Annotated in this window: 15 protein-coding genes; 2 read left to right on the forward strand and 13 right to left on the reverse strand. The window is 27.8% G+C overall.

The window, feature by feature from the left end; translation table 11 throughout:
- Nucleotides 1-78: 78 nt before the first annotated feature.
- Complete coding sequence (locus tag ACYQ1T_RS02535) at nt 79-1,734, reverse strand: nucleoside kinase (protein ID WP_459831359.1); 1,656 nt, start codon at nt 1,732-1,734, stop codon at nt 79-81.
- A gap of 215 nt (nt 1,735-1,949) precedes the next feature.
- On the opposite strand from ACYQ1T_RS02535, the gene ACYQ1T_RS02540 reads away from it, so the two are divergent.
- A complete protein-coding gene (locus tag ACYQ1T_RS02540) occupies nt 1,950-2,657 on the forward strand; it encodes a YetF domain-containing protein (protein ID WP_459831361.1) in 708 nt (235 codons plus the stop codon).
- Nucleotides 2,654-3,034 (forward strand): DUF4363 family protein, encoded by a 381-nt coding sequence (locus ACYQ1T_RS02545; protein WP_459831363.1) that lies wholly within the window; start codon nt 2,654-2,656, stop codon nt 3,032-3,034. The genes ACYQ1T_RS02540 and ACYQ1T_RS02545 overlap by 4 nt, the downstream gene beginning before the upstream one ends.
- A 92-nt stretch (nt 3,035-3,126) precedes the next feature.
- On the opposite strand, the gene ACYQ1T_RS02550 is transcribed toward ACYQ1T_RS02545, so the two are convergent.
- From ACYQ1T_RS02550 to aroF (ACYQ1T_RS02605), 12 genes are all read right to left on the reverse strand, one after another.
- Nucleotides 3,127-3,960 carry a prephenate dehydrogenase gene (locus ACYQ1T_RS02550; RefSeq protein ID WP_459831365.1) on the reverse strand — a complete coding sequence of 278 codons (834 nt, stop codon included), beginning with the start codon at nt 3,958-3,960 and terminating at the stop codon, nt 3,127-3,129.
- A gap of 28 nt (nt 3,961-3,988) precedes the next feature.
- Entirely contained in the window at nt 3,989-5,002 is a 1,014-nt protein-coding gene (aroF, locus tag ACYQ1T_RS02555; protein ID WP_459831367.1) for a 3-deoxy-7-phosphoheptulonate synthase, read from the reverse strand.
- A gap of 47 nt (nt 5,003-5,049) precedes the next feature.
- Entirely contained in the window at nt 5,050-5,502 is a 453-nt protein-coding gene (gene aroQ / locus ACYQ1T_RS02560; RefSeq protein ID WP_459831370.1) for a type II 3-dehydroquinate dehydratase, read from the reverse strand.
- 64 nt (nt 5,503-5,566) lie between these two features.
- Nucleotides 5,567-6,064 carry a shikimate kinase gene (locus tag ACYQ1T_RS02565; RefSeq protein ID WP_459831372.1) on the reverse strand — a complete coding sequence of 166 codons (498 nt, stop codon included), beginning with the start codon at nt 6,062-6,064 and terminating at the stop codon, nt 5,567-5,569.
- Between the two features lie 19 nt (nt 6,065-6,083).
- On the reverse strand, nt 6,084-6,893 hold the full coding sequence (locus tag ACYQ1T_RS02570) for a shikimate dehydrogenase family protein (RefSeq protein WP_459831375.1): 810 nt from the start codon (nt 6,891-6,893) through the stop codon (nt 6,084-6,086).
- 28 nt (nt 6,894-6,921) lie between these two features.
- Nucleotides 6,922-7,371 (reverse strand): GNAT family N-acetyltransferase, encoded by a 450-nt coding sequence (locus ACYQ1T_RS02575; protein ID WP_459831377.1) that lies wholly within the window; start codon nt 7,369-7,371, stop codon nt 6,922-6,924.
- 157 nt (nt 7,372-7,528) lie between these two features.
- Nucleotides 7,529-8,392, reverse strand: coding sequence for a diaminopimelate epimerase (gene dapF / locus ACYQ1T_RS02580; protein ID WP_459831380.1), 864 nt, complete (start codon nt 8,390-8,392; stop codon nt 7,529-7,531).
- A 72-nt stretch (nt 8,393-8,464) separates the two neighbouring features.
- On the reverse strand, nt 8,465-9,562 hold the full coding sequence (gene pheA / locus ACYQ1T_RS02585) for a prephenate dehydratase (protein ID WP_459831382.1): 1,098 nt from the start codon (nt 9,560-9,562) through the stop codon (nt 8,465-8,467).
- Between the two features lie 2 nt (nt 9,563-9,564).
- Complete coding sequence (gene aroC / locus ACYQ1T_RS02590) at nt 9,565-10,644, reverse strand: chorismate synthase (RefSeq protein ID WP_459831385.1); 1,080 nt, start codon at nt 10,642-10,644, stop codon at nt 9,565-9,567.
- Nucleotides 10,622-11,917 carry a 3-phosphoshikimate 1-carboxyvinyltransferase gene (gene aroA, locus ACYQ1T_RS02595; protein WP_459831387.1) on the reverse strand — a complete coding sequence of 432 codons (1,296 nt, stop codon included), beginning with the start codon at nt 11,915-11,917 and terminating at the stop codon, nt 10,622-10,624. The genes aroC and aroA overlap by 23 nt, the downstream gene beginning before the upstream one ends.
- Before the next feature lie 69 nt (nt 11,918-11,986).
- Entirely contained in the window at nt 11,987-13,036 is a 1,050-nt protein-coding gene (aroB, locus tag ACYQ1T_RS02600) for a 3-dehydroquinate synthase (RefSeq protein ID WP_459831389.1), read from the reverse strand.
- Between the two features lie 74 nt (nt 13,037-13,110).
- On the reverse strand, nt 13,111-14,124 hold the full coding sequence (aroF, locus tag ACYQ1T_RS02605; RefSeq protein WP_459831392.1) for a 3-deoxy-7-phosphoheptulonate synthase: 1,014 nt from the start codon (nt 14,122-14,124) through the stop codon (nt 13,111-13,113).
- Nucleotides 14,125-14,340 lie beyond the last annotated feature (216 nt).

A 14,340-nucleotide genomic window follows, 5' to 3' on the forward strand; every position in this document is an offset into this window, starting at 1 on the left:
ATTAATTAAAATAAGCCTACTATCTTCTAGTTTTATATTATCTAGAAATAGTAGACTTATTATTAATATCTCTTTAATTTAATATTTATAGAATATACTACCACCAATAAACTCTCTTAAAATACTATTAGTTGGTACTTGATCCTTTTCTATATCTTTAAAGAAGCCAAGGAAAGATTTAAGTCTACTTGCTTCTAAGTAAACTGGACTTTCTGGTTTAATTTTCTCTAATTGTACTAATGCATATTGTTTTAATACACAAAGTTCATAAACAAGCGTTGAATTAAACATTACATCTGCTTCTTCTTGATAAACAAATATATTTTTTTCTTCCCCTCTTCTTATAGATGGCCACATTTTCAATGTATCCTCTGCACCATATCCTCTTGATAAATAATCTCTAACTATTCTTCTTACTCTTCTTATATCTGTTGTAGCTATTCTATTATGATTATCTAAGTTTAATTGAGTTAATGCAGAAATATATATTTTAAATTTATTTTTATCCTTTATAGAATTTGTTAAAATTGGATTCAAACCATGTATTCCTTCTATTAATAAAACTCCATTTGGAGGAAGCTTTAATTTATGTCCATTCCATTCTCTAGCTCCTTTTCTAAAATTAAAGCTTGGAATTTCTACTTCTCCTCCTTTTAATAAACTTATTAAATGAGAATTAAACAATTCTAAATCTAAAGAGTATATACTTTCAAAATCTGGTTCTCCATTTTCATCAATTGGGGTTTGATCTCTATCTACAAAATAATCATCTAAAGAAATAGGCATAGGAATACATCCATTTACTCTAAGCTGAACTCCTAATCTGTTAGCAAAAGTAGTTTTTCCTGATGAACTTGGACCTGCTATTAAAACAACTTTTGTTTCTTTTCTATTTGTAATCATATCAGCTATTTGTGCTATTTTCTTTTCATGTAATGCTTCTGATACCATAACTAAATCTTTAATTTTTGAATTTTCAATTCTTTCATTTAGTGATCCAACTTCTCCTGTTCCTAATATCTCTAACCATCTTTCTGTTTCTATAAATATTTGTGATAACTTTCTATTTTCCTTAAAAGGTGGTATTTCATTTAAATTATCTAAACCTGGATATCTTAATATAAAACCTGGCTCATAGTGTAATAAATCAAAGGCTTTTATAACACCTGTTGAATATGCCATTTGTCCATAAAAATAATCGTATCTTCCATCTAAATCGTAAAGATTAACTGTTTCAAAATTTACATGCTTTAATAAAAGACCTTTATCATCCATACCATATTCATTAAAAATTTCAATTGCTTTTTCACGTTTAACCTTTATTTTTTTTATAGGAATGTCTTTATCTATTAATTCTTGCATTCTATCTTTAATTTTTTCTATATCTTCACTATCCAACGCTTTTTCTTTATGTATTTCTCCAAAAACTCCTTGACCTATGCTATGTTCTATTGTTATTTTTGAATTATCAAATAAATCTAAAGCCGCTTTTATAAATATAAATTGTAATGTTCTTGAGTATATTTTCATCCCAATTGAAGAATCAAATTTTACTAACTCTAAAATACCATCACTTTCAACTTTATTAAGTAACTCATGATATTTTCTATTTAATCTACATAATGCTACATCTTTATAGCTTAATTTTAAATTTTCTTCTAAAACATCCTTAAAAGTTTTTCCTTCTTCTACTTCAAATATCTCATCTTCATAGGATATATTAAAAATCTTCATATAAATCCCTCCATATTTATCCCATATAATTATATTTTTCAAATTCCCCATATATGTATATTATATACTTTTATGCTTTTAAAAACTATATTTTGAATTTGTCCTCTTCTTCCTATTATATTTTCATTATCTCAAAGTTATACCCTTTAATTATTATTAATATAGAATAAAAACCCACTTTCCTACAAACACTACTTGTCGAGAGGTGTTTTGAAATGTTTATAGTACTTATAAGAACTATTATTCTTTATGCATTGGTAGTCTTTGTAATGAGACTTATGGGTAAAAGGCAAATTGGTGAATTACAACCTTATGAATTTGTAATTACAATAATGATTTCAGATTTAGCGGCCCTTCCAATGCAGGATACAAGATTACCATTAATCTTAGGTATTATTCCTATTATTACTTTATTATTTGTTAAAACTCTTTTATCTCAACTTCAGCTTAAAAGTCAACTAGCTAGAAGAGTATTAGAAGGTGAACCTTCTATATTAATTTGTAGAGGAAAAATAAATTTTAAAAGTTTAAAAAAACAACAAATAAACCTTGATGAGCTTATGGAAGAAATTAGACTTGCCGGTTATTTTGATTTAGATGAAATAGAATATGCTATTTTAGAAAATAATGGTCAGCTTTCTTTTTTAACTTCTCAAAATTCTTCTAGTAACTCTAATGGAGATTCTTCTAGTAGTTCATCTAAACCTAAGTCTAAACCTAGACTTCCAATAATATATGTCCTTGATGGAGAAATTAATAGAAATGCCTTAACTACTTGTGGTAAAGATAAAGAATGGATTGAAAATGAATTAAAAAAACATAAAATCAATTCTATTGATGATGTTCTAATTGCTATGAAAGATACTAAAGGCAAATTTGTTTATCAGCTTCATAGAGATTATCATAAGGAGGGTAAAGTATGAAAAATACTATAATTTCTATACTACTTTTTGTTGTTTTAATTGCTGCCTTATTCTTTTTAGATTTTAAATTTGTAAAATTATGTGACAAGGTAGAATTAGGTTGTCATGAAATTGAAGATTTACTAGAACAAGGTGATAGAGCTGATGCTTATGAAAAAGCTGTATTACTTTTAGATTTAATCAAGGAAGAAGCTGATATACCTGCCCTTTACTTAAATCATGTTGATTATGATATGCTTATGAATGAAGCCCTTAAGCTTTCATTATATATTAAAGCACAAGATAAGGCTGAATCCCTTGCGACTCTTCATGTACTTAGATATACAGCTGAACATCTAAAGGATTTACAAAAACCTAACTTTAATAATATCCTATAAAAAACTCTAAAAGACTACTTAATTTACTAAGGAATAAAAAAGTGGCTAAGATAATTTCCTTAAAGGAATATATTATCTTAGCCATTTTTAACTTAAAGTTTTTCTCTTCTTTTTGTAGACTTTACAAATAATTCTTTTAAAGTATTATTATCTTCTTCTACTAATGCCTTTTTAATTTTATTAAGCTCTTCTGAGAAAGAGTTTATAACTTCAATTAAATTTTCTCTATTTCCAAGAAAAAGCTCACTCCAAAGATCTTCATTTATATTTGCAATACGAGTTAGATCTCTATAGCTATCTCCTATAAAACTCCCCGTATCTCTTCCCTCTTTATCACTATTTATAAGTGCAACTGCTAAAGCATGAGGTAATTGACTTGTAAAACTAATCATTTCATCATGGTATCTTGGAGTTATTCTTCTAACTCTTTTAAAACCTATATCTAAAGCTAAATTTTCAACTAATAAAATATTCTCTTCCTTATTTTTATCCGTAACTGTTATTAAATAATTTGCTCCTTTAAAAACTTCCTTTGAAGCATAATCTATTCCTTTTTTCTCTCTTCCAGCCATTGGATGTCCAAATACAAAATCAACCTTACTAGGAAGTATATTAATTACATCATTAATAAACAACTCTTTTATTCCAGTTGCATCAGTTATAACAGCTCCATCTTTAAAATAATCTTTATTTTCTAGAATAAAAGATTTAACTAACTTAGGATATATTGATAGTATTATCAAATCTCCATCTTTAATTATTTCTTTTCCATTTGTATAGCCCTTTTTTATTATTTTAAGATTTTCTGCTTTTTTTAATGTTTCTATATTATTATCTATTCCATAAACATCATTATATCCAGCATCTTTAAGTGCCATTGCATAGCTTCCACCAACAACTCCAAGACCTACTATTATTATTTTCATATTTTACCCCAATTCCTTTATATGAATTTTATAAAGTCTTACCTTCCATTTCTGCTATTATCTTTATTTTATCCATCATAGTTTTAAATGCATCAGGCTTTAATGATTGTTGTCCATCACTTAATGCACATTGAGGGTTATTATGAACTTCTATCATAAGACCATCTGCCCCTGCACTTATGGCTGCCTTTGCTAACGGTTCTACTAAGTACCAGTATCCTGCAGCATGACTTGGATCAACTATAACTGGTAAATGTGAAAGTCTTTTTATAACTGGTATTGCACTTAAATCTAGAGTATTTCTTGTGTAAGGTTCAAAAGTTCTTATTCCTCTTTCACAAAGAATAACATTTTCATTACCACCAGCCATTATATATTCAGCTGACATTAACCATTCTTCTATTGTTGATGATAAACCTCTTTTTAAAAGAATTGGTTTATTTGTTTTCCCTATTTGCTTTAATAAATCAAAGTTTTGCATATTTCTTGCACCAATTTGAATTATATCCACATCTCTTACAAATTCATCTATATAATCTGTTGACATTATTTCTGTTACAATTGGTAAACCTGTTGCTTCCCTAGCTTTTTTTAGTAACTCTAATCCTTCTAATTCTAACCCCTGGAAGCTATAAGGAGATGTTCTAGGTTTAAAAGCCCCTCCTCTTAAGAAAGTAGCTCCTGATTCTTTAACGCTATTTGCTATTTCTATAATTTGTTCTTCACTTTCAACAGAACATGGTCCTGCCATAACAGCTAAATTATTTCCGCCTATTAATGTTCCCTTTACATCAACTATTGTATCTTCTGGCTTAAATAATCTATTAGCCTTTTTAAATGGTTCCTCAACCTTAAGTACTCTATCTACTCCAGAAAACCTTAAAAGTTTATTAGAATCTAAAGCTCTAGTTTCTCCTACAACTCCTAATATACAATAAGTTTCTCCTTGAGATAAATGAGTTCCAAGACCTCTCTTCTCTAATTCCCTCTTAACCTGCAATACTTCATTTTCATTACATTTTGGATTCATTACAATAATCATTCCACTATCCCTCCATACTACTTTTTATTAAAAAAGAAAATCTTATTTTAATTTTCTATTTTTAATTCTTTTTCTATGTTTATTAACGCGTCTATAGCCATTATATATCCAAATTCTTTAAAACCACATATTTGACCTATACATGCAGGTGCTGTAACTGATTTATGTCTAAACTCTTCTCTTGCATGAACGTTTGACAAATGAACCTCTATAGTTTTTATATTTACTGCCTTTATTGCATCAAATATAGCATAACTATAATGAGTAAAAGCACCTGGATTGATTATTATTCCATCATATTTTTCATAATATGTGTTATGAATAGCATTTATAATTTCGCCTTCAATATTACTTTGAAAAAATGTTATATCTACGTTTCTTTTTTCCGCCTCTAATTTTATATAATTACATATATCATTAAAATCTCTTGTACCGTAAATCCCTTTTTCTCTTATACCAACCATATTTAAATTTGGCCCATTTATAACCATTATCCTCATATTATCACACTTTCTTAATCTATTATTTTTCTATTTTCAATTTATATTATATATAAATAATAAATTAACCTTTTAAATTTTTCTTTATTTCATCTATCACAAATTTTATATCTTTATTATTTAAAACTTTAGTATGACAATATTTATTATAAAGATGATATCTTTCTTTATATAAGTTATATATCTTTTCTTTTCCATCTTTTAATAATGGTCTACTTTCTGTATCAACATCAGAAATAATTTTTTCTATTGGTCTATCAATAAATATTATTATACTCTCTTCTTTAAATAAATCTATATTCTTTTCTCTTTTTATTACTCCACCACCAGAAGAAATAACTATACCTTTCTTTTTGCTAAGATTAGTACAAGCTCTAGTTTCAAAGTCTCTAAATACTTCTTCGCTTATATCAAATAATTCTTTTATTGTTCTTCCTGATATCTCTTCTATATAATCATCCATATCACAAAAATCATAATTAATTTCTTCTGAAAGACTTTTACCTATAGTTGTTTTGCCACACCCTGGCATTCCTATTAGGAAAATTATATCCTTATTCATTTAATCCCCCAAATTACTTTCACTTAAATTCTTTGCTTATTTCATTATAAATACTTTCTATAACAGATTTATCTATTTTTATATTTTGCCATATTTCTTGTGCTTTTACACCTTGACCAACTAGCATATATAAACCACCTACTACAGTTTTTTCTAAAGCTTCTCCCTTTAAAAGAAATTTAGTTTTTGTAGGATTGTATATTAAATCAACTAATATATTAAAATTTGCTATTATATTATCCCCTACTGGAGATAGGTCTACATTAGGATACATTCCAACTGGAGTTGAATTTATAAGTATATCACCTTTTATATTTTCTAAAGCTTTATAATCTATAATTTCTACTCTATCATCGTTATATATATTTCCTTTTGGCTTTCTACTTACTATAAAAACCTTACATATATTATTATCAAGTAAATATTGTAAAGCTCCCTTGCAAGCTCCTCCATTTCCTAGTATAACTGCTATTTTATTTTTTATAGTTATATTATGTGCTTCTAACATATAACCAAAACCATAATAATCAGTATTATCCCCATATAGTTTATTATTCTTTAAAGTTATTGTATTTATAGCCCCAATTCTTTTTGCTTCCTCTGAGATTCCATCTAAATACTTTATTATATCTTCTTTATATGGAATTGTAACATTAGTTCCTTTTACCTTTAATACTTTAATAGCATCTGTAAAAGCCTTTAGATTATTTCTTTCAACTTCAAAAAGCTTATATCCACCATCTTGTTTTATATAATCTAAAATTAATTTATGTATTTTAGGAGATAAGCTATGTGAAAGCTTTTCTCCTAATAAGCCATAAAACTCCATTATGCCCCTCCTAAAAAGTTTGTATTATTTATTGTAACTTGTTATTGAAAACTTTAATGTAATTCTTTTGATTTTTCCTATTAATATATCCATGCTTCTCATAAAATTTATGTGCTTCTAGACTATCATAGCTAGATATTAGTCTTACCCCTGAAAAAGAATTATCCTTTGCCCACTTTTCCAGTTCCTTTATTAATTCATTACCAACACCAAGGCTTCTAAATTTTTCATCAACAACAAAGCCTAAAATATTAACTAGTAAATCTGAATAAAGTGCTTCATATGAACTTCCATGAAGGTATCCAATTACATCATCATTTAACTGTGCAACTAAAATAATATCTCTTTTGTTTGTTAATATATTTTTCACTCGCTTTAAAACAATTTCTTCTTTATAAGCATAACCAAAATCTTTGTTTAGCTTACAAATCTCTCTGTAATCTTCAAGTTCACATTCTCTAATATCAAACCCAACCACAGTATAATTCCTCCTACCCTACTATTTAGAATTACTTTTTTTATAATGAGTATTTACTTTTAATTTTTATAATGGCATAATGATATATTTTAATTATATAACCACTTGGATATATTTTCTAGTTAAATTTTCTGAATTTTCTGTATATTATTTTTTGTTATTTTATATCTTCTATAAGCTCTTCACTTAAAAAACCTTCAGCAATTTGTCTTACTTCCCCTGTCATTCTTACATTAAATCCATCATCAATTTCTATAAGTAGTTCTCCACCAAGCATTTTTATTTTCACCTTATTATCAACAAGATTTCTTTTCTTTAAAATACTTGCCACTGCACAAGAAGAACTTCCTGAGGCAAGAGTAAATTCTGCTCCTCTTTCCCATATTAAAATTTCGGCTTCACTTCTTGATAATACTTTTACAAACTGTACGTTTGTCCTATTTGGAAACATAATATGATTTTCTATATATCTTCCATATTTTTTTATTTCATCAATATTTAAATCATTCATAATTACAACACAGTGAGGATTTCCCATAGAAACACAGTTTACTTCATATTCTTTATCAAAGACTTTAAGCTTTTCTCCTATCACTTCTTCTTTTTCAAAGGCTGTAGGGATTTCCTTTGAATTAAAATTAGCCTTCCCCATATCTACTTCTATAAATCTAGCTTTATTATTTGAAGTTTCAATAATATTTGCTTTAACTATTCCACCTAAAGTTTCCACTGTAAACTCTTTATTTTTAGTAAAACCATAGTCATAAATATATTTACAAAATATCCTAAGTCCATTTCCACTTTTCTCTGCTTCCGAACCATCTGGATTAAATATTTTAAGACCAAAATCTGCTTTATTGGATTTTATTTTTAAAAGTATTCCATCTGAACCTATACCAAAATTAACATTACATATTCTTTGTATTGCCTTTTCTTTTAAAGAAAAACTTATATTTTCTTCATCTAAAACAATATACTCATTTCCTAATCCATGAGTTTTTACAAAATAATTTTTATTCATTTTTAGCCCCCATATAAAGATTTCTATGAAAATTAAGCTATTTTTCATATTAGCTTAACATATTCAAGAAATTTATGATTTCTTATAACACCCTAAAATTTTGAAATATCCACTATTTCTTTCTATTAAATCTAAAGATTTTTTTACCTCTTCCTTTTCAAGGTTACCTTCAAAATCTACATATAATAAATATTTCCAAGACTCATGTTTATTAGGTCTTGATTCTATCTTTATCATATTAATATTATTTTCTGCAAAATATCTTAAAAGCTTATATAAGGTTCCTGCTTCATCTTCAAGAGAAAATACAACGCTTATTTTGTTACTTTCTTTAGTACACTCTGCTTTTCTTCCTATTATAATAAATTTTGTATGATTATCCTTTTTATCATTTATATTATCTTTTAGTATTTCTAAATCATAAATTTCAGCTGCTCTTTTACTTGCTATTGCTGCTTTTGTTTTATCCTGTAGCGTTGAAACTAACTTAGCACTTATAGCAGTATTATGATAAGGTATAAGTTTTAAATTATTATATTTTTTTAAAAAGTCCTTACTTTGTTCAAAACCTTGAGGATGTGAATAAACTTCATTAATATTTTCTAGTTTTGTACCCTTAATACCTACTAAGTGCTGATCTATTTTTATACATTCTTCTCCTACAATAAAAAATCCATATTTAACTAATAAGTCATAAACCTCTGTTATTGCCCCAGTGTAAGAATTTTCTATAGGAAGAATTCCATAATCTATCTCTAAGTTTTTTAAAGCTTCAAATACATCAGTAAATTCCTCATATTCCTTTGATAATTCATTCTTTCCAAAATATTTTAAAAGAGCTTCTTCACTAAAGGAACCTCTAACTCCTTGAAATCCTACTTTTGCTAATAGCTTTTTCTTTTCTTCAATTAACTGACCTTGTAACTCTCTACTAAGTTCCATTAAATAATTAAAGAACTTTTTAGCACTATTTTTATATTTAACATCTGCAAGTAAAGAAATATTTTTTTCTATTACTTCCTCTTCTCTTCCTTTATTTAAAATAGGTAAGTTATTTTTCTTTTTATATTCTCCAACCTTAATTGCTACATTCATTCTTTTTTCAAATAACTTAATAAGTTCTCTATCTATTTCATCTATTTCTTTTCTGTAAGATTCTAACTCATTCACACCTATCTCCCCTTTATTAAATCAAGCAATCCTATAGCAGTTACAGCTTCTATAACTGGAATTGCTCTTTGTACTATACAAGGATCATGCCTTCCTTTAATTACTAGCTTTACATTTTCTCCTGTTGAAATATCTATGGTATTTTGCTCTTTTATAATAGATGCTGTTGGTTTAATTGCCACTCTAAACACTATTGGCATACCATTTGTTATTCCACCTAGTACTCCACCATTATTATTGGTTTTTGTTTTAACTTTATTACCTTCATAGTAATATTCGTCATTACACTGTGATCCCTTCATTTTAGCCATTTCAAAACCTGCTCCAAATTCAATTCCTTTTACAGCAGGTACTGAAAACATTAAGTGTGCAAGTGTTGATTCTACAGAATTAAAGAAAGGATTTCCAAAACCTGCATTTATTCCTATAGCTATACATTCAATAGATCCACCAATTGAATCACCTTCATATTTAGCCTGTAATATACTATGTCTAATTTTTTCATCTAATGTATCATCTAATAAGGGAAGTTCTTTACTTCTTAATGAAATAAGTTCTTCTTTTGTAATCTTCACTGAATCAAAAGATTTATCATTTATTTCTCCTACAGATTTTATATGAGATCCAATATAAATTCCTTCTTTTTCTAATATTTGTTTGCATATTGCTCCAGCAAATACAAGTGGTGCAGTAATTCTACCTGAGAAGTGTCCTCCTCCTCTATAATCATTAAAGCCTGAATATCTTATATTTCCTGTATAATCAGCATGCCCTGGTCTCATTAAATCTTTTAGTTTTCCATAATCCTTAGAACGAGTATCAGAATTTCTTATAATTCCACAAAGTGGAGTTCCCGTAGTCATTCCATTAAAATAACCACTTAAAATTTCCGGTTTATCTCCTTCTTTTCTTGCAGTAGATAAAGGACTATTTCCTGGAGCTCTTCTATCCATTTCCTCCATAACTTTATCCATATCTATATAAAGTCCTGGTGGAAGACCATCTATATTTATTCCTATAGCTGCTCCATGTGATTCTCCAAAAATAGAAACCTTTATATTATTCCCAAACACTCCACTCATGAACTTCTCCCCCTAACATTTTAAAGTCATCAAAGAAATTAGGATAAGATTTAGCTATACATTCATAGTCCTTAATTATTATAGGTTCTTTACATTTAGTTGATGCTATTGCAAGTGTCATAGCAATTCTATGATCCTTGAAGCTCCAAACTTCAACTCCACCGACTAACTCCTTAACCCCTTCTATAACTAAACCATTTTCTTTTTCTATTATATTAGCTCCAAGCTTTGTAAGTTCTGAAGCTACTGCCTTTAATCTATCACATTCTTTAATTCTTAATCTTCCTGCATTTATTATTTCTGTTCTACCACTACTTAATGAAGCTACTGCTGCTAAAACAGGAATAATATCTGGACATTGAGAACCATCAATTATTGTTCCTTTTAAATTATTATTTACTTTTCCAAGGACACCATTATTTTTATTTTCAAAGGAAACTCCCATTCTTTCTAATATATCTATTACTTCTTTATCTCCTTGAAGTGAGGAAAGTGATAGATCTTTTATTAAAACATTACTTCCTAAAGCATTTGCTGATAAATAAAATGCTGCTTGGGAATAATCTCCCTCTACTCTGTAATTTCGTGCTTTATATCTTTGATTTCCTTTTATAATAAATTCTTTATAATCATTATTTGTTATCTCTACTCCAAACTCCTTCATACAAGCAAGTGTTAAATCTATATATCCTTTAGATTCCATTTCTGTTGTAATTATAATTTTAGAGTCTTCGTTTAATAATGGTAATGAAAACAGTAATCCTGTTATAAATTGAGAACTAACATCTCCTGGAATTTCAAACTTACCAGGCTTAATCTTTCCTTTAATTAATAAATTTAAATCATCTCTTCTTGTACTATAACTGATTCCTTGCTTCTCAAACATTTCATAATATGTTGTTAGAGGCCTCTTTCCTAAATTCCCTTTTCCAACAAATTTATTTATTCCTTCAAATAATAAAGCTATTGGAATTAAAAATCTTAATGTAGAACCTGATTCATTACAGTCTATAACTCTTGATGCTCTTATAATGGCAGCTTCATTATATAATCCAGTAATTTCAACATATCCGTCTTTCTTTTCTATTTTGGCTCCTAATGATTTCATTCCTTCAATTGTTGCTATAATATCATCTGAGTAATCTATATTATCTATAACTGAAGTTCCGCTACTAAGAGAAGCACAAATTAACGCTCTATGAGCCATACTTTTTGATGGTGGCACTTTCACTTCACCATTTAATTTGCTAGGTATCAATTTTAGATTTGCCAAACTATCACCTCTACTTATAATTATTTTTAAAACTTATCTCTTTTAAATATCTTTTTATTATAAAACTTATTATTGTCTAAAAAATTCTACATTTGTTTTATAAATATAAGACTCTCCTATTTCTTTTAATAGTATAACATTTAAATTATTATCTAAATTTTTCTTATCTAGTGCTATAGTACTAAGAATTTCTGATATATCTATATCCATTTTATAAGGTAGATTATACTTAATTAATAAGTCCTTTATTTCCTCGCTAGTTCCTTTATTAGTTAACTTTAATTCTTCACTTATTTTAGTTATTTCAAACATACCTATTGCAACGCCTTCTCCATGAGTATATTTTTTATAATTAAAATATTGCTCAATTGCATGACCTATAGTATGCCCAAAGTTAAGAAGCATTCTCTCTCCTTTGTCTTTTTCATCTTTTTCCACAACTATTTTCTTAATTGTGCAACAATTGTGAATTATTTTTTCTATATTGTTTATAACTTCTTCCTTATTTTCGTATGACTTTAGTTTATAAAATAACTTTTTATCTTTTATAAGTCCATACTTAATAACTTCTGCCATTCCATCATTAAAAAATCTATCACTTAATGTATTTAAAACATTAGGATCTATAAAAACAGCCTTTGGATGATAAAAGCTTCCTACTAGATTTTTTCCTTTTTCTAAATCAACTCCAACCTTTCCACCAACACTACTATCAACTTGAGCTAATAATGATGTTGGAAATTGAATAAAGTCTATCCCCCTTAGGAAGGTAGAGGCTACAAAGCCTCCAAGATCTCCAATAACTCCTCCACCTAATGTTATAATTAAATCACTTCTAGTAATTTTGAAATCTAAAAGTTCATTATATATAAAAGGAAGTGTATTAAAAGATTTAGTTTCTTCACCAGGATTTAAAATAAGCTTTTTAACTTTAAAGCCTTCTTTTATTAAATTAGTTTCTAAGTTTTCTCCATAAAATTTATCAACATTTTTATCAGTTAAGATAAATATTTTATTTCCACTAAAAACTTTTTTCACTTCTTTTCCTATTCGGCTTATTAATCCCTTTTCTATAATTATATCATAGCTATTTTCCTTTAAATCCACAGTTAACTTCATACCCTTGCCTCCTTATTTATAAAGCTATACATATACAAGAATTTCTGCTTTGCTAATATACAAAACCATATAGGTTATATCTCTCTTCCTACTGCTTCTGCAATAGCTTTTAGTTCATTTACTAGTTTACCATAATCCTCAGGCTTTATTGATTGTGGTCCATCACATAAAGCTTTAGCAGGATCATTATGAACTTCTATTATAAGACCATCTGCACCTACTGCCACTGCTGCCTTTGCAAGAGGATCAATCATAAATCTCTTACCTGTAGCATGACTTGGATCAACAACTACCGGTAAATGACTTAACTTCTTTATTGCTGGTATTGCACTTAAATCTAAAGTATTTCTAGTGTATGTTTCAAAGGTTCTTATTCCCCTTTCACATAAAATAACATTTTCATTTCCACCAGCCATTATATATTCGGCACTCATTAATAATTCTTCAATAGTTGCAGATAAACCTCTTTTTAATAATATAGGTTTATTTATTTTACCAAGCTCTTTAAGTAAATCAAAGTTTTGCATATTTCTAGCACCAACTTGAATTAAATCAACATTTTCTGCAAATATCTCAACATCATATGGAGACATTATTTCTGTTACTATTGGTAATCCTGTTTGCTTTCTTGCTAGCTTTAATAATTCCAATCCATCATATTCTAACCCTTGGAAACTATATGGCGATGTTCTTGGTTTGAAAGCTCCACCTCTTAAAAAGTTTGCCCCTAGAGCTTTAACTTCATTTGCAATAAATGTAATTTGCTCCTCACTTTCTACCGAACATGGTCCTGCTATTAAAGCAAGCTTCTTTCCACCAATTTTATTTCCATTTACATCTACTATTGAGTTATTTGGGTGAAACATTCTATTAGCCTTTTTGAAAGGCTCCTGTACGTGCATTACTCTTTCAACATTATTATTAGCTTCAATTTGTAATGGATCTATTCTACTTGTATCCCCAACTAATCCTAAGATTATCAAATCTGTTCCTATTACAGGGTTAACTTTAACCCCTTGTGCTTCGATTTGTTCTGTTAATTTTGTTATTTCTACCTCAGTAGTTCTTGGTTTTAAAATAATTACCATAAATTTTGCCCCCTCTATTTATTATTTAAACTTTTATTCTTTAGATTAAATTACTTATATTTCTTAACATATTGTATTTATCCACAATTAGCCTATAAATATAACTTTCTAAAGAATATAAAAAAGGAAGAACCCTAATGAGTTCTCCCTAAAATATACTAATTTACACTTATACTGTGTGCCTAAAATTAATAAAATTATATCTTTTAAATACTC

This window comes from Clostridium carnis (genome assembly GCF_054657435.1).